Annotated in this window: 20 protein-coding genes; 12 read left to right on the top strand and 8 right to left on the bottom strand. The window is 64.6% G+C overall.

The features are described 5' to 3' along the window. Positions 1 to 58: 58 nt before the first annotated feature. A complete protein-coding gene (gene nhaR / locus AC07WS_RS17370) occupies positions 59 to 970 on the bottom strand; it encodes a transcriptional activator NhaR (protein ID WP_494730289.1) in 912 nt (303 codons plus the stop codon). 104 nt (positions 971 to 1074) lie between these two features. Here nhaR and AC07WS_RS17365 point away from each other — a divergent pair, with 104 nt between their 5' ends. The 12 genes from AC07WS_RS17365 (at position 1075) to AC07WS_RS17310 (ending at position 11720) form a co-directional block, all read left to right on the top strand. Next, positions 1075 to 2124: a DUF475 domain-containing protein gene (locus AC07WS_RS17365; RefSeq protein WP_494730288.1), complete on the top strand. Its 1050-nt coding sequence runs from the start codon at positions 1075 to 1077 to the stop codon at positions 2122 to 2124. A gap of 93 nt (positions 2125 to 2217) precedes the next feature. Continuing rightward, positions 2218 to 2793: a TerD family protein gene (locus AC07WS_RS17360; RefSeq protein ID WP_494730287.1), complete on the top strand. Its 576-nt coding sequence runs from the start codon at positions 2218 to 2220 to the stop codon at positions 2791 to 2793. Positions 2794 to 2820: 27 nt separating this feature from the next. After that, positions 2821 to 3519 (top strand): TIGR00266 family protein, encoded by a 699-nt coding sequence (locus tag AC07WS_RS17355; protein WP_486068570.1) that lies wholly within the window; start codon positions 2821 to 2823, stop codon positions 3517 to 3519. An 18-nt stretch (positions 3520 to 3537) separates the two neighbouring features. Further along, a complete protein-coding gene (locus AC07WS_RS17350; protein WP_494730286.1) occupies positions 3538 to 4119 on the top strand; it encodes a TerD family protein in 582 nt (193 codons plus the stop codon). Positions 4120 to 4234: 115 nt separating this feature from the next. Continuing rightward, the gene (locus AC07WS_RS17345; protein WP_494730285.1) at positions 4235 to 5053 is read left to right on the top strand and encodes an HDOD domain-containing protein; all 819 of its coding nucleotides are present in this window, start codon (positions 4235 to 4237) and stop codon (positions 5051 to 5053) included. Between the two features lie 157 nt (positions 5054 to 5210). After that, entirely contained in the window at positions 5211 to 5978 is a 768-nt protein-coding gene (locus tag AC07WS_RS17340) for a FadR/GntR family transcriptional regulator (RefSeq protein WP_494730284.1), read from the top strand. Between the two features lie 137 nt (positions 5979 to 6115). Then, the gene (gene kdgD, locus AC07WS_RS17335; RefSeq protein ID WP_494730283.1) at positions 6116 to 7027 is read left to right on the top strand and encodes a 5-dehydro-4-deoxyglucarate dehydratase; all 912 of its coding nucleotides are present in this window, start codon (positions 6116 to 6118) and stop codon (positions 7025 to 7027) included. A 69-nt stretch (positions 7028 to 7096) separates the two neighbouring features. Beyond that, positions 7097 to 8671 (top strand): aldehyde dehydrogenase (NADP(+)), encoded by a 1575-nt coding sequence (locus AC07WS_RS17330; protein WP_494730282.1) that lies wholly within the window; start codon positions 7097 to 7099, stop codon positions 8669 to 8671. Continuing rightward, positions 8659 to 9537 carry an SMP-30/gluconolactonase/LRE family protein gene (locus AC07WS_RS17325; RefSeq protein ID WP_494730281.1) on the top strand — a complete coding sequence of 293 codons (879 nt, stop codon included), beginning with the start codon at positions 8659 to 8661 and terminating at the stop codon, positions 9535 to 9537. The genes AC07WS_RS17330 and AC07WS_RS17325 overlap by 13 nt, the downstream gene beginning before the upstream one ends. After that, entirely contained in the window at positions 9537 to 11144 is a 1608-nt protein-coding gene (locus AC07WS_RS17320) for a glycoside hydrolase family 43 protein (protein WP_494730280.1), read from the top strand. Before AC07WS_RS17325 ends, AC07WS_RS17320 begins: the two co-directional genes overlap by 1 nt. 85 nt (positions 11145 to 11229) lie before the next feature. Continuing rightward, on the top strand, positions 11230 to 11451 hold the full coding sequence (locus AC07WS_RS17315) for a hypothetical protein (protein ID WP_494730279.1): 222 nt from the start codon (positions 11230 to 11232) through the stop codon (positions 11449 to 11451). Beyond that, complete coding sequence (locus tag AC07WS_RS17310; RefSeq protein ID WP_494730278.1) at positions 11451 to 11720, top strand: hypothetical protein; 270 nt, start codon at positions 11451 to 11453, stop codon at positions 11718 to 11720. Before AC07WS_RS17315 ends, AC07WS_RS17310 begins: the two co-directional genes overlap by 1 nt. Before the next feature lie 10 nt (positions 11721 to 11730). Here the strand turns inward: AC07WS_RS17310 and AC07WS_RS17305 are convergent, their stop codons facing one another. The 7 genes from AC07WS_RS17305 to AC07WS_RS17275 all read right to left on the bottom strand — a co-directional run bounded on the left by AC07WS_RS17305 (position 11731) and on the right by AC07WS_RS17275 (position 19936). Then, a complete protein-coding gene (locus tag AC07WS_RS17305; RefSeq protein WP_494730277.1) occupies positions 11731 to 12216 on the bottom strand; it encodes a hypothetical protein in 486 nt (161 codons plus the stop codon). Positions 12217 to 12307: 91 nt separating this feature from the next. Further along, the gene (locus AC07WS_RS17300) at positions 12308 to 14428 is read right to left on the bottom strand and encodes a peptidase domain-containing ABC transporter (protein ID WP_494730276.1); all 2121 of its coding nucleotides are present in this window, start codon (positions 14426 to 14428) and stop codon (positions 12308 to 12310) included. Between the two features lie 58 nt (positions 14429 to 14486). After that, entirely contained in the window at positions 14487 to 14969 is a 483-nt protein-coding gene (locus AC07WS_RS17295) for a hypothetical protein (RefSeq protein ID WP_494730275.1), read from the bottom strand. Positions 14970 to 15063: 94 nt separating this feature from the next. Beyond that, a complete protein-coding gene (locus AC07WS_RS17290) occupies positions 15064 to 15756 on the bottom strand; it encodes a hypothetical protein (protein ID WP_494730274.1) in 693 nt (230 codons plus the stop codon). A gap of 115 nt (positions 15757 to 15871) precedes the next feature. Beyond that, positions 15872 to 17161 carry a beta-barrel domain-containing protein gene (locus tag AC07WS_RS17285; protein WP_494730273.1) on the bottom strand — a complete coding sequence of 430 codons (1290 nt, stop codon included), beginning with the start codon at positions 17159 to 17161 and terminating at the stop codon, positions 15872 to 15874. A gap of 28 nt (positions 17162 to 17189) precedes the next feature. Then, positions 17190 to 17843, bottom strand: coding sequence for a type I phosphoribosyltransferase (locus tag AC07WS_RS17280; RefSeq protein WP_494730272.1), 654 nt, complete (start codon positions 17841 to 17843; stop codon positions 17190 to 17192). 248 nt (positions 17844 to 18091) lie between these two features. Then, positions 18092 to 19936 (bottom strand): glycoside hydrolase family 28 protein, encoded by a 1845-nt coding sequence (locus AC07WS_RS17275; protein ID WP_494730271.1) that lies wholly within the window; start codon positions 19934 to 19936, stop codon positions 18092 to 18094. Positions 19937 to 19945 lie beyond the last annotated feature (9 nt).

The following is a 19945-nucleotide window of genomic DNA, read 5'->3' as shown; positions in this document are numbered from 1 at the left end:
ATCATTTTAAATTTGAGCAGAGCCGCACATTTGAGACAGAACAGAGTTATTAAAACGATTATTCGGCGATGGCGAAGGGCCCGCTATGGACCGCCGACAGGATGGCCTCGATGGCCGGGTGGGTGATTTTGCGGGCGTTGGAGATGGCGTAGAACTGTTCGCGCAGCTCGGGCGCGTCGCCCACCAGCACGGCGCCGAACTGTTCCTCGATGTCCTGCGCCAGCGCCGACGGCGCGAAGAACAGCCCCAGGCCGTTGCGGCCGAAGGTGTTGAGCATGGCGTTGTCCTCGAACTCGCCGACGATGTCCGGCCGCACCTGGTGCTGCACGAACCAGGCGTCGATGCGGCCGCGCAGCGCGTTGTTGCGGGTCGGCAGCAGCAGCGGCGCGCCGTGCAGGCTGGCCGGGAAGTTGCGCCGGTACTTGCGCGCCAGCTTGTGCACGCCGTACAGCTTCATGTCGCTTTCGCCCAGCAAGTGGCTGAACACCTTCAGGCTGCCGCCGGCGCGCACCGCGCGGTCGGTCAGCACCACATCCAGCTTGCCCAGCGCCAGGTCGGCCAGCAGCGATTCGAATTCGTTCTCCATGCACACCAGCCGCACCCGCTGCTCCAGCTGCTGCGTCGCCTGCAGCAGGCGGTAGGCGATCAGCTTGGGCAGCGAGTCCGAGATGCCGACCGTCAGCCGCATCTTGTCCGCCTCCGCTTCGTCCAGCGCGTCCTGCAGCTGGTCGCCCAGCAGGAAAATCTGGTCGCAATAGCTGAGCGCCAGCTTGCCCGCCTCGGTGGGCACCAGGCGCCGGCCCTGCGGCTCCAGCAGCTGCTTGCCGATCGATTGTTCCAGCGAGGCCAGTTGCATGCTGATGGTCTGCACGGCCAGCCCGAGGCGCTCGGCCGCGCGCGTGACGCCGCCTTCCTTGGCCACCATCCAGAAGAAGTAAAGATGCCGGAAATTGAGTCCGCTGGTTTTCATAATCTTCCGTTTTTACGAAGTAATACTTCAATTATCTTCTATTTTTTAAAAACCGTTTGTTCTCTACACTGCATCCCATTGATTTACAACCAAGAGAGAAAAACATGAAGCACTTCAAAGTGTCTTTCCTCGTCACGTTCCTCTGCCTTGCGGCTGCGGGCTGGTGGGGCTACGAACTGACCGGATGGAGCGGCGCCTTGTCCGCCGTGGGTATCGCCGCGATCCTGGCCGCGATGGAAGTGTCGCTGTCGTTCGACAACGCGGTGGTCAACGCCTCCGTGCTCAAGACCTGGGACGCCTACTGGCAGAAGCTGTTCCTCGGCGTCGGCATCATCATCGCGGTGTTCGGCATGCGCCTGCTGTTCCCGCTGGTGATCGTGGCGGTGGCCGCGGACATCGGCATCATGGACGTGTGGCACCTGGCGCTGAACGACCCGAAAACGTACTCGATGCACCTGACGAATCACCACGCGGAAGTGGCGGCATTCGGCGGCATGTTCCTGCTGCTGGTGTTCTTGAACTTCCTGTTCGATGACGAGAAAGAAGTCCACTGGCTGGGCAACGTCGAGAAGAAACTCGGCTCGCTGGGCAAGGTCTCCTCGATCTCGGTAATGATTGCGCTGGCTGTCCTACTGGGCTCCATGGGCCTGGTAGGCGAAGCGCAGAAGCTGGTGGTGCTGGTGTCCGGCCTGTGGGGCATCCTGATCTACGTCGGCGTCGACGCGGTCAGCAACCTGCTGGAGAAGGAAGAAGAAGGCAGCAATGTCGGCGACCTGGTCAAGAAGGGCGGTATCGGTGGTTTCCTGTACCTGGAAGTGCTGGATGCCTCGTTCAGCTTCGACGGCGTGATCGGCGCGTTCGCCATCACCACCGACGTCGTGATCATCATGCTGGGCCTGGCCATAGGCGCGATGTTCGTCCGCTCGCTGACGGTGTACCTGGTGAAGAAAGGCACGCTCGACGAATTCGTCTTCCTGGAGCACGGTGCGCACTATGCGATCGGTATCCTGGCCGCGATCATGTTGGCGAGTATGAAGTTCCACATCCCGGAACTGTTCACCGGTCTGATCGGCGTGGCCTTCATCGGCGCCTCGCTGTGGTCCTCGGTGCGGCACCGCCGCAAGCAGGAAGCCGCCATCGCCATCGCAGCATAAACGTATTCAAGAATTCGGCGGGCCGTCAATTACGGACACGGCCCGCCGCCTGTAGCACCCAAAGTCCGGTTCTCTTTTTAGGAGCATCACATCATGGCAATCAGTCTGCAAAAAGGCGGCAACGTCAATCTGAGCAAGGAAGCTCCAGGCCTGTCGAAAATCGTGGTTGGTTTGGGCTGGGACGTACGCAACACCGACGGCAAGGACTTCGACCTGGACGGCTCGGCCTTCCTGCTGAAGGTGGACGGCAAAGTCCGCGCCGACAACGACTTCATCTTCTACAACAACCTGAAATCGTCCGACCAGTCGGTGACCCACTCCGGCGACAACCGCACCGGCGCCGGCGATGGCGACGACGAAACCGTCACCATCGACCTGACCCGCGTGCCGGCCGATGTGGAACGCATCGCCATCTGCGCCACCATCCACGAGGGCGACGAGCGCCGCCAGAACTTCGGCATGGTGCAGAAGGCCTTCATCCGCTGCGTCAACGGCGCCGGCAACGGCGAGATCGCCCGCTACGACCTGTCCGAAGACGGTTCGACCGAATCGGCGATGATCTTCGGCGAGGTGTATCGCAACGGCGCCGATTGGAAGTTCAAGGCCGTCGGCCAGGGCTTCAAGGGCGGCCTGGGTCCGTTGGCATCGTCGTTCGGCGTGCGCGTTTAATTTGATGGAATAAGAGAGGACTCAATCATGCCTAAATTTTCGATCACCGGCGACATCGATCCCTTCCTGCATGTCTCGCTGGCTCACGGAGAAAAAATCTACTGCGAGTCGGACGCGATGGTGATGATGGAAGCGGCGCTCGATTTGAAGGGCAAGGTCACCGGCGGCATCGGCGCGGCGCTGATGCGGCGCTTCGCCAATGGCGAGTCCTTCTTCCAGCAGCACATCGAGGCGGTGCGCGGCGAGGGCGATTGCCTGCTCGCGCCGCGCCTGCCCGGAGCGATGCAGGTGCTCGACGTCGGCCAGCGGCAGTACATGCTGAGCGACGGCGCCTTTGTCGCCGCCACCTCCAGCGTCGAGCTGAAGGTGCGTACCCAAAGCCTGGGCAATGCGCTGTTCGCGCAGAGCGGCGGCTTTTTCATCACCGAGACCGCAGGCGTGGGGCAGGTTGCGGTATCGGGCTTCGGCTCGATCTCGCAGCTGGACGTCACGCCGGGTCGCGACGTGATTATCGATAACTCGCATGTGGTGGCATGGGACAGCGCGCTGCGCTACGAAATCTCGGTCACCACCGGCGGCAACAGCGGCTTTCTGAGCAATCTGGTCAACAGCCAGACCAGCGGCGAAGGCATGGTGCTGCGTTTTTCCGGCCAGGGAAAGATCCTGATCTGCTCGCGCAACGGCGCGGCGTTCCAGGCCTGGGCGCAGCGCGGCGTTGCGCAGTAACTTCACAGGAGATTCAAGATGACAGTCAGTTTGAGCAAGGGCCAGAAAATTTCGCTGGCCAAGGAATCGGGCGGCGCATTGGGCCGCGTGACCATGGGCCTGGGTTGGGACGCGATCAAGAGCAAGGGCTTTTTAGGCTTCGGCGCCAAGACCGAGGCGGTCGACCTGGACGCCTCGTGCGTGATGTTCAACGAATCGGGCGCGCCGGTGGACGTGATCTGGTTCCGCCAGTTGAAGAGCAGGGATGGCAGCATCCAGCACACCGGCGACAACCGCACCGGCGCCGGCGACGGTGACGACGAGCAGATCAACGTCGACCTGAACGCGGTGCCGGCCACGGTCAAGAGCCTGGTGTTCACGGTCAACAGCTTCACCGGCCAGACCTTCGCGCAGGTGGAGAACGCCTACTGCCGACTGCTGGACGCCAGCGGCGGCCAGGAGGTGGCGCGTTTTAACCTGTCGGTGCAGGGGCCGCACTCGGCGCAGATCATGGCCAAGCTGTACCGCCACAACGGCGAATGGAAGATGCACGCCATCGGCGAAAACGGCAAAGGCCGCACCTTCGACGAACTGCTGCCGCAAATCGCCGCCCACCTGTAACGCCGGCAATTTGGGGTCAAGTCTGACATTCGGACACGAGCTCTTCCGTAGTGGCAGCTACGGAAGAGCTCGTGTCCGAATGTCAGACTTGACCCCAACGCGGTATAATGTTTCCATGGAAAAACTACGAGACTATGCCGAGATTGTTGCCCAGGCTTCGAAAGGGGAGCTGGTTTTTCCTACGAGCGTCAACGCCGCGCTGCGCCTGCAGCTGGCGCTGGCCGATCCCGATTGCGATACCGAGGACGTGATCCGCAAGGTGCTCGGCGAGCCGCTGCTGGCCGCGCGCACCGTGGCGCTGGCCAACGCGGTGGTGTTCAACCGCGGCGGCGCGCCCGTCACCAGCGTGCGCGCGGCGGTGCAGCGGGTCGGCTTCCGCAACCTGTACACGATGGCGGCCGCCATGGTGGTGCGCCAGTTCGGCAGCCGCATCCGCGACGCCGCCCTGCGCGCCCAGGCCGAACAACTGTGGCGCCACTCGGCCCACGTGGCCGCGCTGGCCCATGTGATCGCCCGCAAACTCACCCGCACCGACGCCGATACCGCGCTGTTCGCCGGCATCGTGCACGAGGCAGGGGGCTTCTACCTGCTGGCGCGCGCCGACGATATCCCCGGCCTGCTCGACGATCCGGAAGACTGGATGGGCGCGGCCCAGGAAATCATCACCCGCGAAATCATGAAGAAGATGGCGATCCCGGAGCCGGTCAGCCAGGCCATCGTCTCGCTGCGCGGCGCCACGCTGACGCCGCCCCCGCTGGGCCTGCGCGATACCCTGCTGATCGCCAAGCACCTGGCCCCCGTGCCGTCGCCGCTGGCCCCGCAACGGGAACACGCCAGCCTGGCCGGCTTTGTCGACGATAACGCCGCGCTGGAGCAGATTCTGTTCGAATCGGCCGACGAGGCCGCCTCTATGAGCGCCGCGCTGCTGGCCTGAGTGTTGTTTAGCGTTGTTTCCGAACTAGTCTCCAGACACTAATTGTGTCAAAAATAATGTCTAAGGCACAATTGTTGCCAAAAGTCTGGCAATATGCGGATCGTACGACACGTCTTAAACGTGTATGCTAACAGTCGTCATACAACAACTAAAAAACATGAACCATACCGCCGCAGCCACCATGACCGCTCCCACCGTCCTCGTGCCGAAGAAGAAACACCGCAACCTCGCCCAGGGCGTGGTCGAGGCGTTCACCGGCAGCATCCAGGCCGGCACGCTCAAGCCGGGCGAAAAGTTGCCGACCGAATCGGTCATCATGGAGATGCACGGCGTCAGCCGCACCGTGGTGCGCGAGGCCATCTCGCACCTGCAGGCGGCCGGCCTGGTGCAGACCCGCCACGGCATCGGCACCTTCGTGCTGGAGCCGCAGCCGGCCAACCTGCGCATCTCGGCCGACACCATCCGCACCATCGGCGACGTGCTGGCCATCCTGGAGCTGCGCATCAGCCTGGAAACCGAGGCGGCCTGGCTGGCGGCCACCCGCCGCACCGAGGAGCAGGTGCAGCAGATGGGCGCCGTGCTCAAGCGCATCCAGCACTCGCAGGGCCGTCCCGGCTCGGTCGAGTCGGACGTGGCCTTCCACCTGCTGATCGCCCAGGCCACCGGCAACCGTTATTTCGTCGACATCCTCAGCGACCTGGGCAACGCCATCATCCCGCGCGCGCGCGTCAATTCGGCCCAGCTGGCGCATGACGATCCGGCCGTGTACCTGGAACGCCTGAACCGCGAGCACGACGACATCTACAACGCCATCCTGCGCAAGGACGCCGAGGCGGCCCGCGCCGCCATGCGCACCCACCTGAGCAACAGCCGCGAGCGCCTGCGCCGCGCACAAGAAGGCATCGTCGCCGACCAGACGGCATAAAAACCACGACGGCAGGGCGATTCGGCGGATTTCGCTAAATCGCTTGCCCACAAACGCTTATAGTTGTACGATGTCATACAACAGATGGCGCAAGGCTGTCGAATTCCCGTCCTGAGCAGTCGATTATTGGAGACCTTATGCAACCGAATGACCTTAAAAAAATTCTTTCCTCCGGCCTGCTGTCGTTCCCGGTCACCGACTTCGACGCCGAAGGTAACTTCCGCAAGTCGACCTACGTCAAGCGCCTGGAATGGCTGGCTCCCTACGGCGCCAGCGCGCTGTTCGCCGCCGGCGGCACCGGCGAGTTCTTCTCGCTGACCCCCAACGAATACACCGACATCATCAAGACCGCGGTCGATACCTGCGCCGGGCAGGTGCCCATCCTGGCCGGCGTCGGCGGCCCGACCCGCGTGGCCGCGGCCTACGCCAGGGAGGCCGAGCGCGTTGGCGCGCAAGGCCTGCTGCTGCTGCCGCACTACCTGACCGAAGCGAGCCAGGACGGCCTGGTCGAACACGTGGCCCAGGTCTGCGCCGCCACCAAGCTGGGCGTGGTGGTCTACAACCGCGCCAACTGCCGCCTGACGCCGGACTCGCTGGCCAAGCTGGCCGACCGCTGCCCGAACCTGATCGGCTTCAAGGACGGCGTCGGCGACATCGAGCTGATGGTCTCGATCTGGCGCAAGCTGGGCGACCGCTTCAGCTACCTGGGCGGCCTGCCGACCGCCGAAGTTTACGCCGCCGCGTACAAGGCTTTGGGTACTCCGGTATACTCGTCGGCGGTATTCAACTTCATGCCGAAACTGGCGATGGACTTTTACCATGCCGTCGCGTCGGACAACCACGCCGAACAAAACCGCATGCTGGACGAGTTCTTCCTGCCATACCTGGAGATACGCAACCGCAAGGCCGGCTACGCAGTGAGTATCGTGAAAGCGGGTGCACGCCTGGTGGGCCACGACGCAGGCCCGGTGCGCGCACCGCTGACCGATCTGACGGCGGAAGAATGCGACATGCTGGATAAACTGATCCGCAAACAGGGCGCTCAGTAATCCCTGCGGCGGCGACACATATAAAACAAGCGCGGCTCGTCCGCGCTTTTCACACTTTGAGGAGTCATTATGCAAATTGCTGGCGAAATGGTTATCGGCCGCAGCGCGGTCATGGGTAAAGAAGGCACGATGAAGGCGATCGATCCGTCGCGTAACGCGGAAATCGAACCGGCCTTCGGCCTGGCAAGCGCCGCCGACCTGCAGCGCGCCTGCGAACTGGCCGACCAGGCGTTCGACGTCTACCGCGCCACCGGCCTGGAAGCGCGCGCACGATTCCTCGAAACCATCGCCGACCGCATCATGGACATCGGCCCGGCGCTGATCGAACGCGCGATGCAGGAAAGCGGCCTGCCGCAAGCGCGCCTGGAAGGCGAGCGCGGACGCACCTGCAACCAACTGCGCCTGTTCGCGAAAGTGGTGCGCGACGGCCGCTTCCAATCGGCCACGCTGGACAGCGCGCTGCCGGAACGCACGCCACCGCGCAGCGATCTGCGCCTGCGCAAGATCGGCCTGGGCCCGGTCGCCGTGTTCGGCGCCTCGAACTTCCCGCTGGCGTTCTCGGTGGCCGGCGGCGACACCGCGTCGGCACTGGCGGCCGGCTGCCCGGTCGTGGTCAAGGCCCACTCGGCCCACCTGGGCACCTCTGAACTGGTCGGCAAGGCAGTCGCCAAAGCCGCCGAGGAATGCGGCATGCCGGAAGGCGTGTTCTCGATGCTGATCGGCTCCGGCCAGACCATCGGCCAGAACCTGGTCAGCCATCCGGCCATCAAGGCGGTGGGCTTCACCGGTTCGCGTTCCGGCGGCCTGGCGCTGATGCGCACCGCCGCCGCGCGCAAGGAACCGATCCCGGTCTACGCCGAAATGAGCTCGATCAATCCGGTGTTCCTGCTGCCGGGCGCACTGGATAACGCCAAGCTGCCGCAAGCCTTCGCCGATTCGCTGACGCTGGGTTCGGGCCAGTTCTGCACCAACCCTGGCCTGCTGGTTGGCCTGAAGAGCGACAAGCTGCAGGCCTTCGTCGCCGCCACCGCCGGTACCCTGGGCGCGAAAAGCGCGACCACCATGCTGACCCCGGGCATCCACAAGGCCTACGTTTCCGGCGTCAGCGGCCTGGCCGCCGTCGACGGCGTGCAGCAGGTAGCCGCCGGCCAGGGCACCGACGCGCCATGCGCGGCGCAAGCCTTCCTGTACCAGGTGGACGCGAAGTCCTTCCTGACCAACACCGCGCTGGAAGGCGAGATCTTTGGACCGACCTCGCTGCTGGTCGTCTGCGACGACGAAGCGCAGATGCTGGCCGTGGCCGAACACGTGGAAGGCCAGCTGACCGCGGCCGTCCACGCCACCGCCGACGACCGCGAACTGGCCGCGCGCCTGATGCCTGTGCTGGAACGCAAAGTGGGCCGCATCCTGTTCAACGGCTTCGGCACCGGCGTGGAAGTGTCGCACGCAATGGTGCACGGCGGCCCGTTCCCATCGACCTCGGACAGTCGCACCACCTCGGTCGGCGCATCGGCCATCGACCGCTTCCTGCGCCCTGTGTGCTACCAGGACGTGCCGTCCTACCTGCTGCCTGAAGCGCTGGCCGACGCCAACCCGCAAAACATTCCGCGCGTGGTCAACGGCGACCTGGCATGGAACGGGTAAGCGACATCCGCTGCACGGTGGGCGAAAGCCCAACGTGGAGCAGGGCGGAATCGGCCTGGTACTGGGTCGATATCCCCGCCAAACGCATCTGGCGCCTTGATGGCGCCAGCGGCGCGGCGCGCTTCTGGAGCACCACCGAAATGGCCGCCTGCGTGGCGGCCAAGGCGGGCGGTGGCCTGATCGCCGGTATGGAGACGGGCATCTTCAGCCTTGAACTGGGCGAGGCGGAAGCCGCCGCACAGACCAAGCTGGCCAAGCCCGCCGCCGGCCTGGGAGCAGGCATGCGCTTCAACGATGGCCGCTGCGACCGTCAGGGGCGCTTCTGGAGCGGCACCATGTTCATGGACATGTCGGCCGCGCGCGCGGTCGGCGAGCTGTATCGCTACGACGCCGCGCGCGGCATTTCGGCGCCGATGGTGTCGGAGCTGATCACGCAGAACGGCCTGGCGTTCTCGCCGGATGGGCGCACCATGTACCTGTCGGATTCGCACCCGTCGCGGCGCATGGTGTGGGCCTTCGATTACGACATCGACGACGGCGTGCCTACCGGCCGCCGCGTGTTTGCGGACCTCGCGGCGTACGCGGGTCGTCCCGACGGCGCCGCCATTGACAGCGACGGTTGCTACTGGATCTGCGGGAACGACGGCGGCTATGTGCTGCGCTTCACGCCGGAGGGCAAGCTGGATCGCCGCATCGACGTGCCGATGCTCAAGCCGGCCATGTGCGCGTTCGGCGGCAAGGATCTCGATACGCTGATGGTCACCTCCATCGTCTCCGGCAAACCGGAGGACGCGGAGTGGGGCGGTGCGGTCGTGCTGCTGCGGCCTGGCGTGCAGGGCGTGGCGGAAACGCCGTTCGGACTGTAATGACAGGGCAGGCGCTGAACAGGCTACTGCCCTTGTTGTTTGCGGCCTTGCTGGCCGCCTGCGGCACCGCCCCGGTTGCGCGGCAGGCGTGGATGCCCGATATGGGCGACGGCCAATATCAAAACCCGGTGCTGCACGCCGACTATTCCGATCCCGACGCGATACGCGTCGGCGACATGTACTACCTGATTTCCTCCAGCTTCAACAACGCGCCCGGCCTGCCGCTGCTGCAATCGCCGGACATGGTGAACTGGACGTTGATCGGCCACGCCTTGGCGCAGCAGGTGCCGTCGGAAGTCTTCGCGTCGCCGCAGCACGGCAAGGGCGTGTGGGCGCCGTGCCTGCGCTACCATGACGGAAAATTCTGGATCTTCTACCCCGATCCCGACTTCGGCGTCTACGTGACGACGGCGACCGAATTCGCCGGCCCGTGGACCGCGCCACGCCTTCTGCTGGCGGGCAAAGGCATCATCGATCCCACCCCGCTGTGGGACGACGATGGCCAGGCCTATCTGCTGCATGCGTGGGCCAAGAGCCGCGCCGGCATCGCCAACCAGCTGACGTTGCGCCGCATGGCGCCCGACGCCAGCCGCATGCTGGACGACGCGGGCAAGACCGTCATCGACGGCAACCGCCTGCCCAACTACACCACGCTGGAAGGGCCGAAGCTGTACAAGCACGATGGCTACTACTACGTGTTCGCGCCGGCGGGCGGCGTGGAATTCGGCTGGCAGTCTGTGTTCCGCGCGCGCAGCATCGACGGCCCGTATGAGGACAGGATCGTGATGGCGCAAGGACGCACGCCGGTCAACGGCCCGCATCAAGGCGCATGGGTGCGCACGCCGGCGGGCGACGATTGGTTCATCCACTTCCAGGACAAGCGCGCCTACGGCCGCGTGGTGCATCTGCAGCCGATGCGCTGGCGCGATGGCTGGCCGGTGATCGGCGAGGACGTCGCTGGCAGCGGCACCGGTCAACCGGTCCCGCGGTATCGCAAGCCGGTCGCGGGCCATGCCGCCACGGCGCCCGCCACCAGCGATGAATTCGACGGCGCGTCGCTAGGCCTGCAATGGCAGTGGAATGCGAACTGGAAGCCGGAGTGGTATTCGCTGTCGGCACGCGCTGGATATCTGCGTCTGTACGGCCAGCCGGAGCCGGGTGGGCGCAGTCTGTGGGATACGCCGTCGCTGCTGCTACAAAAGCTGCCGGCCGAATCCTTTGCCGCCACGACGCGGATGGACGTGGGCGCATTGAGTGACGGCGGCAAGGCGGGTCTGATCATGTACGGTGCCGATTACGCCTGGCTGGGCGCGCGCCGCGAAGGTGGCAAGACCAGGCTGGCGCTGGTCAGCTGCTACAAGACCGAGACCGCGTGCGGCGAGCAGGAGGAGGCCAGCGCCGAGCTGGCGGGTCCGCAGATATGGCTGCGCATGCAGGTGCGGCCGGGCGGCGTAACGACCTTCTCGTACAGCCGCGATGAGCGGAACTACACCATCATCGGCAAGCCTTTCACGGCCCGCATGGGCCGTTGGGTAGGCGCGCAAATGGGCCTGTTCGCCACCAGCGGCGGCCACGTCGACATCGACTATTTCCACGTCACACCCTAGTCCGTCCGTTTGGTTTTTCTCAAACAAACCGGCTAAAAAAGGCGCAGTATAATTTTCATCAAATGTGCTGCGACGGAGGTGCATCATGAGAAGCATGACTGTGGAAATGTCCCCGGAAATCGACGACACCTTGACCATGATTGCTTGTGCCAGAGGGATCAGTAAAGGCGAAGCGATGCTACGGGCATTTGCTTTGCTAAAGGTTGCTTATGATGAGAAACAGAAGGGTGATGGCTCGTCGCTTGGTTTGGTTCGTCGCTTGCCGGACAATACGTTGCAAGCAGTAGGCATCGTGACGGGGATCTGATGTCCACGCCAGAACAGCACGACATCGACATCCCTGGTAGTGTGTTTCGCGATCACCCTAGTGTCGAAGTCTCTGCCAGCGATCGTCTGAAATTCGCCAAGCAGGTATTGCTGGGAATCGCGATCATTTCCTCGGGAATCATTGCCGGATATGCTTGCTACCCGGAGAACAGAGCGTTGGCACAGCTCTCCGAATTGGTAAAGATCGGCTCGCTGCCAATCGTAACGTTGGTCATCTCGTTTTATTTTCCTAACGGCTCCAAGAAGTGAACGCTACAAGTTACTGCTTCTTCAGCACCAGCTTGAACTGCGTCACCCATTTATCCTTGAGGTACATTTCGCTGAAGGCTTCATAGGCGTCCGGCCCGGAGGGCGTCCAGCGGACGCGGTAGGTGAGGGACTGTCCGTCGGCGACGTATTGCGTGGCGGGGAATTCCAGGCCGGTGGCGGAGGGCGTCATCGTGCCGCGGCTGTAGCCGCCGCCGTTCTCCACGTACAGGAAGGCCACCTGTCTGGCCGCCGAATCGTAGTAGTAAATCGTCTCGCCGACATAATCCGGCTTGCCCGGCGTGCGCACCGTATGCACGTCGCGCAGCACATTGCCTTCATATTGCCACTGGAAGCAATGCTCGTCGCTCTGCTTCCCCTCCGGGAAATCGCCTTTCCAGCAATGCCCAGCGAGGAAGCCCATCGGCTTGAGCGCTTCAACGGGAGCCGCCTGCGTGGCGGCGGAAGACAGCAACAGCAGCATGAACACTGGACGCATGACGGACCCCGCAAGGACGTTGAACTCGCACCAGTATAGGCGAATCACGCCCCGCCGCAATTGGCCGGTTGCGCCGATACCACGGCGCCGTTCAGGCGGGCGGCGGCGCCTCGCCGTCGGTCAGCTCCACCAGCCGCCGGGCCGGATTGCGTTGGTCGCACACCACCGTGCCACGGTCGATGGTGATGATGCGGTCGGCCGCCGCAATGGTCTCGCTGCGATGCGCCACGATCACCCGCGTGATCGTCAGCGCCTTCAGCGCGGCGTTGATCTCGGACTCGCGCCGCATGTCCAGGTGCGAGGTCGCCTCGTCCAGCACCAGGACGCGCGGCTCGCGGTACAGCGCCCGCGCCAGCAGGATGCGCTGCTTCTGGCCTCCCGACAGCGTGGCGCCCATCTCGCCGATGAAGGTCTCGACCCGCATCGGCATCTTCAGGATGTCCTGCGCGATCGCCGCCTGCTCCAGACAGGTCCAGACCCGGTGGATGTCGATCTGCTCGTCGAAGAAGGCGACGTTTTCGGCGATGGTCCCGGCCAGCAGCTCGTCGTCCTGCATGACGACGCCGAGCGCGCGCCGCGTGGCCTTGGGCCCCCACGATTCGAGCGAGCGGCCGTCGAGCAGCACCTGGCCGGCGCTGGCGGGATACAGCCCGCACAGCACCTTGAGCAGCGTGGACTTGCCCGCGCCCGAAGGCCCGACGATGGCGACGAACTCGCCCGGCTCGATGGCGAACGATACATCGCGCAGTATCGGCGGCTCCTGCGGCGCGTAGGCGAAGCTCATGCCGTTGAATTCCAGCGCGCCCTGGATATGCGGCTGCGCCACGCTGATTTCGTCGATGCGGTCTTCCTTCGGCGTGAGCACGATATCGGCCAGCCGGTAGGAATACATATCGGTCAGGCGCCAGTGGATGATCTGGTCGAACAGGGCGCTGGCGCGGTTGGAGAACTGGGTGTGATAGGCCATGAAGGCATACAACAGCCCGACCGTCATGCTGGAATCCATGACGGCGCGCGCGCCCATGTAGACCAGGATCACATTGACGCTGGCGTCGAGCAGGCCATGGATGGACGTGAACGACAGGTTGGCGACATTGACCGACTGTTCGCGCTTGATGGTGGCGGCGAACTTGTTGGCCCAGTCGCCTTCGCGCGTGTTCTCGGCGCCCATCACCTTCAGCGTCTGGATGGCGCGCACGGTTTCGATGCGCTTGCCGCTTTCGGCGATGCGCGCGCCCAGCGCCTCCATGCCCAGCCGGATGGAGATCGGCAGCATCGCCATGCGCAGCGCCATGTACAGCACCACCGCGGCCAGCACCACGTTGGCCAGGCGTGGCGCCAGCACGTACATCATCACCAGCGTGACCACGGCCAGCAGGCCGTCGACGGCGGTGGCCACCAGCGTGCCGGAGATCAGTTCGCGCACCGGCGTGATCGCGTCGAAGCGCGACAGCACGTCGGCCAGCTTGCGGCGCTGGAACCAGGGCAGCGGCAGGCGCACCATGTGGCGGAACAGGCGCAGCGTCATGTCCCAGTTGAGCAGCGCGGACAGCCGCAGCGTAACCACGCCGCGCAAGCCCTCGGCGCAGACGTTGAACAATCCGAACAAGCCAAAGCCCAGCGCCAGCGACATCAGCAGGCCGTGGTCGCCCTTGAGCGCGGCCTGGTCGATCGCCAGCTGCATGTAGAACGGGCTGGCCACCACGTACACCTGCAGCAGCAGCGACAGCAGCAGGATCTGCAGCAGGCTGCCGTACATGGCCGGCTCCAGGCGGAACCAGGACCACAGGCTGAGTGGACTCTTTTGCCGCCGGCGCCTGAAGCCTGGCGCCGGCGCCAGCTCCAGCGCCACGCCGGTGAAGAAGCGCGACACCTCGTCCATGCCAAGGTCGCTGCGGCCACTGGCGGGATCGCTGATGCGCACCGTCTTGCCCTTGACCCGCTCCAGCACCACGTAGTGATGCAGGCCCCAATGCAGAATGGCCGGGCAGCGCAGTTCGCGCAGCTCGTCCAGGTCGCAGCGCACGGCGCGTCCGACCAGGCCATTGGCGGCGGCGATGTCGACCACTTCTTTGAGCGTCAGGCCGCGCGAGGACACATGGTGCTTGCGGCGCAGTTCCGCCAGGTCCACCGGCGCGCCGTAGATGTCGAGCGCGATGGCGATGCACGCCAGTCCGCATTCGGTGGATTCGGATTGAAATGCCTGATACATGCGTCGCTTCCTGTGCTGGTTGAAACGGGACACCGCGGCGCCCAGGCCGCGGGCGGGTTTAATCCGTTATGTAGACCTCGTGGTAAGCGCCGTTGGCGTAGTAGATGATCTCGCAGCTCGCTTCGCCGAAGCACAAGCCGATCGATTCATGCGCGATGCTGAGCGGCGCGCAGCTTTCGCCGCCGTGGCACACGGGCTGGTAGCTGCCCGGCTGGACCAACGACAGGCGCGGCGGATTGGCCTTGATGTCCTTGAAGGTCTTGACGATGCTGGCGCCGCCGCCGGCCCCCGTACCCGGCACCACGGCCAGGCCGTAGGCGCCGCCCTGGCCGTTCTGCACCACGATCGCGGTGTCGGTGTTGCCCGGCTGTTGGAATTTGCCGGACAGCGTCAGGCCGGCGTCCGCCGCGAGCGGCGTCCAGCCCTGGGGAAGCTGCTTGGCGATCGCCTCGTTGGCGTAGGCATGGCCGGCGGACGACAGGGCCAGCAGCAGGCTCGCCGCCAGGCCGGCGCGTTTCAGGTGTTGCGACAATTTAAACATGTGCTACCTCGATACGTTGTGGCGAGCGCCGCACGGCGGCAGCCGGCGCTCGCGCTGATTGAATGGCGAACTACGCCGCCGTTACCCTCACAGCTTAGTGGCCGTTGTACTGGATGTGAATATGATTGTTCGACGCGTTGGCGAACGTTTCATACTGCACGAAGTAGCTGCTGCCCAGCGACGACTTCAAATCGGCGACGATGGCGTTTGCCTGCGCAGCCGAGATATTGTTGGCGCGCATATCGATCGCATTGTCGGTGTAGTGCAGCGAGCCTTCCATGTGGGTCGAGTCATTGCCGGACGTGATCACCGGCTTGTTGTCGGTGTGGTTGGCAAATGCGTCTTTGATGTCGCCGAATTTGTCGGTGATCTTGGAGTTCAGATTGGTGATGTCGGCACCTGGCTTGACGTCGATGCCGTTCTGCGCCGCCGCGGTATTGCCGTCGGTGGACGAGCCATCGGTTTCGCCGCTGGCGTTCGGATCGACCGGATCGTCGCCGCCTTCGGAGCCGGTATCGCCGCTGTCGTGCTCACCGCCGCTATCGCTGCCGCCGTCGCCGCCACCATCGCCGCCGCCATCGCCACCGCCATCGCCGCCACCGCCATCGCCGCCGCCACCGTCACCGCCGCCGCCGCCGTCGCCCGGCTCTTCCTCTTCCAGCGCATGCAGGCCAGGGTGGGCCTTGGTTTTCGATTTCACCTTGACCGGCGCGCCAGTATGGGCCGCAACCGAGTGCGCTTGGCCGCCAGCGATGGCGGTCATTTCCTCGTCGTTCAAAACTCGCATGTTTACTCCGATTGGGTTAATAAAAAAATCGTGATGCACTCCCGTCCAGTGAGCGCTCAAGGGACAGGGATCCAACAGCGGACGAGCGATTCGTCCGTTACCAGATAGGGGGGCGTCAACCGCCGCGCTGCTTGTTGGCGCGCAGCGGATCGAGCAGCCATTCGAGCAGCGTGCGTTCCTCCAGGATCAGGTCCGCGCTGAGGCGCATGCCGGGCGTGAGCGGCCAATCGCGGCCATAGGCGTTGAGCGCCGTGCGGTCGAGCGCCACGCGGATGCGGAACACCTGCTCCTTGGTGTCTATCGGCACCGGCAATTCGTTGGGCATCAGCGGCGCGCTGGCGATGTCGCGCACCATGCCGTGCGAGATGCCGAAGGTCTGGTAGGGGAAGGCGTCGTACATCAGGTGCACGCGCGCTCCGGGCTTGAGCATGCCGATCGCGCGCGACGGCGCCCACAGCTCCACCTCCAGCGGCGCCTGGCGCGGATCGTGCCCCTTCGGGATGATGATCGCCAGCGTCTCGTTGGCGGTGACCGGGGCGCCGGCGCGGGCCTGCAGAGCCGTCACGATGCCGTCGGTGGGCGCGGTCAGGTGGTCGGCATAGGTGGCTTCGGACATCATCTGCCGCTCGGCCGTCTGCGCCTCGGTGTTCTCGGTTTCCGAACGCGCCATGCGCGACTCGGCGTTCAGCCGCGCGGCCTGCGCCGCCAGCTGCACCAACAGGCTTTTCTGCTGCTCCGCCTCGCGCTCCAGCGCGGCCAGCGTCTGGCGGGCGGCGATCAGGTCGTCGTCGCGGCTGCGCATCGCCAGCGGCGACAGCATGCCTTGCGCGGACAGCGTGTGCGCGGCGCTCACCGCCTGCTCCTGGATCTGGATGCGCGACTCCTGCAAACGCCGCGCCTCCTGCAGCTTGACGATGTCGACCGCGATGCTGCGGCGGCGCTCCTCCACTTCATCGAGCTGGCGCTGCAGCTGATCGAGGTGGGCCAGCGCCTGCTGGCGCTGCGCGCGCAACTGGCTGTCCTGGGTGTGGCGCAGGTTCTCGCTCAAGGTGCCGCCGACCTGCAGCCGGGGCGCCGACGAGATGCCGATCAGCTCCTGGCCGGCCACTACCTGTTGGCCTTCATGCACCAGCACCTGCTGGGCGATGCCGCTGCGGCCGGCGATGACGCGCAGGCTGCCTTCCATCGGCGTGACCTGGCCGTACACGTTTTCCTTGTGCGCGTACTGCGTGGTGCAGGCGAAGACCGTGGCGGCGACCAGCAGGACCAGGAAGAACAGCGTCAGCGCCCAACCGGAGACGCCCAACAGCTTGACCGGTGCGCCCAGGCGCGAGCGCGCTTCGGCCAGCGCCTCGGGACGCAGCAGGGACGCCTGCGCCACGGTCGGTTGGCGATCATCGGGCATGGCCGTTTCCTTGTCGGGACGGTGATGGTCAGGCGGCCAGCGCCGGGGCGATGGTGGCGGCGCGCCGCGCGGAGTCGTAGGCGGATTGCTCAAGCTCGAAGTCGTCGAGTGTGAACAGGCTTTGCACCTGGACCGTGCCGATGGAGGTTTCGATAAATGCGGACACCTCGCGCTCCTGCTTGCGCACCAGGACGTAGGCGTCTTCCGCCAGCACCAGGCCGTGCATGCCGATCGCGTACACGCCGTGCCAGAAGGCGTTGTGCTGCGGCGAGGTGAGGTCGTCGACGAACAGCACCGGCAGCTCGTTTGGCGCGCCCTCGATCAGGTTCCGGCGGCCGTATTCCTTGCGGTCCTTGCGGATGGTGAAGGCGTTGAGCGTGATGCCGCGCTCCGCGCCCGAGCAGACCAGCGCCGTGATGATGGGCACCGCCGCCGATTCCACGCCGGCGATCTGGAACGGCTGGTTGGCGTAGACGGCTTCGTAGCGGTTCCAGAAGTCGCGGCTGATGGTGGCCAGGCTGCGGGCGTCGAGCAGGGCGGCGCGCAGATAGAACTGCCAGGTGTAGAAGCCGCCGCCGTTCATGGCCGGCAGCTCCTTCGACTTGTGTGGAACGCGGAAGATGCAGTGGTCGTTGATCTTATTGCGGAGCACTTCGATTTCGGTTTTTTCTGCTTGCGACATAGCCATTCCCCTCAGGTAAAGAGTTACCGCGCCGAATTATTTAGATGCATTTATTGCAATGAATTTATTCTATTTTTTTGCCATTTATGTGGTCAATAAATAAATGATTACGATTTGGTAATGACACGGTTGGGGATTTGATTGACGCGGCGGGGGATTGGGCGTATGCGCGGCGCGCGCGCGAAAAAAATAGCGATGCCGCCCCGCACCGGGCGGTGCCGGCGGGGGCGCTGCATATCGGTTGCAGTTCAGGCGGACAGCGTGGTGTTGTGGACCTTGCCGCCGATGGTGACATTGTTCAGCTTCAAGCCCTGCACGTTGTAGAGGTACCAGGGCTGCTCCATGTTGGCCGGCGTGCCGAAGTCGCAGTCGGAGATGGTGACGGCGGTGACGGGGACGACGGTGGGCACCGGCAGCGGGCCGTTGTAGTCCGAGGCCACCGGGCCGAGTATCACGATGGCCTGGTAGCACGAGACCACCTTGCCGTCCTTGGTCTTCACGTCGCCGACCCTGACGTTGGAGATGTGGACGTTGCTGACCACCGGCGGCCGTGTGCGGACGTTGTCGCTGATCGGCGTGTAGTCGCAATCGAAGGTGACGATGGCGCCGGCCGCCGTGGCGACGGTCTTCGATTGTATCGGCGATCCTGGCAGCGATGCGTAGAACGAAGGACTGGTTTGCACGCCGTTCGGTATCGAGATATCGCGCACGTAGAAGTTGCGCAGGTAGCCGCCGCGATTGAGGTTGGTCTTTAGACGAATCGCCGTGTTGAGCGGATTGGTGGCCCAGTTGATGTTCTGGAAAACCAGCCTTTGCGCGAACACGTTCTGGATGCCGCCCGCCATCTCGCTGCCCAGCGTGACGGCGCCGTGGCCGCTCTGCATGGTGCAGTTCTGGATCACGATGTTCTGCGACGGCCCATACTGCGTATCGAGATCCTTGCCGGCCTTGATGGCGATGCAGTCGTCGCCGGTGTCGAAGATGCAGCCGTCGATCAGCACATGGTCGCAGGCCTCCGGATCGAAGCCGTCGCTGTTGGGCCCCAGGCTTTCGCAGTGCACTTTGCGGATGACGATGTTGCGGCAGTGGACAGGGTGGTGTTGCCAGAACGGCGTATGCGTGACGTGGTAGCCCTGCAGCAGCACGTTGGTGCAGCCGATCAGCTGTATCATCGGCGGCCGCAGATAGTGCCCCAGGCCGAACACGCGGCGCGACAGCGCCACGCCGGCCTCCGACAGCGCCGGCAGGTACTGCGCGTCCGCGCGCCAGCGGGCGCCTTCGCCTTGTATCAGCAGGCGTTCCGCTTCGGTGAGCTGCGGCGCGATGGCGGACAGCGATTCGGCGTTCATCGGGTTCTCGGTGTTCTCCGACATTTTCCCTTTGGTGAAATTGGGCGTCGAGCCTTGCGCCACCGCGTTCAGCGTTTTGAGCTTGCCCTTCCAGGTCCACCAGCAGTCGCCTTGCTCGTTGAACGGCACGCCGCCCTGGCCGTTCAGGGTGCTGGTCCAGTCGTCGCCGGTCAGGGCGATGTTGTCCTGGCCGTAGGCGTAGATCATCGACGAGAAGTTCAGGCAGTCGTTGCTCTGCCAGCGCGAGATCGACAGCTTGCCTTGTTTTCCGCAATCGATGTCGCCGTACTTGGCGTAGTCCGCGGGGTTGTTGCTGAAGTAGATATGCGCGCCGGCGCTCAGGTGCAGGTTGACGTTCGAGCGCAGCACGATCGGGCCGGCGCAGTACCAGTTCCCTGCGGGGACCAGCACACGGCCGCCGCCCGCGTTATGGCAGGCGGCGATGGCGGCCTTGAAGGCGGCATAGCAATCGTGCGATCGGGCGGCCGGGGTGTCGACGGTGTCCTGCTCCTCGAACGAGATCCAGGCTTTGACCTTGGTCATCTTGCAGGTGCGCGCGCCGTAGGCGGTGACGGTGTAGTCCTGCTTGCGGAAGGTGAGTGGTTGGGAGACGTGGTCGATGATGGCTTGCGCCTGCAGCCACGGATCGGGCGCGGTGGCGGAGCGTGCCGGCACGCCGAGCGACAGGCCGGCGGCTGCGGGCAGGGCTTTCATCAGCTTGCGGCGCTGGGTGTTGATAGTCATGCGGTGATT

It is taken from the genome of Duganella sp. GW821-FHT01E12 (assembly GCF_059422325.1).
Note: the sequence above shows the minus strand (reverse complement) of the source record. Positions and strands in the feature narration are given on the sequence as shown.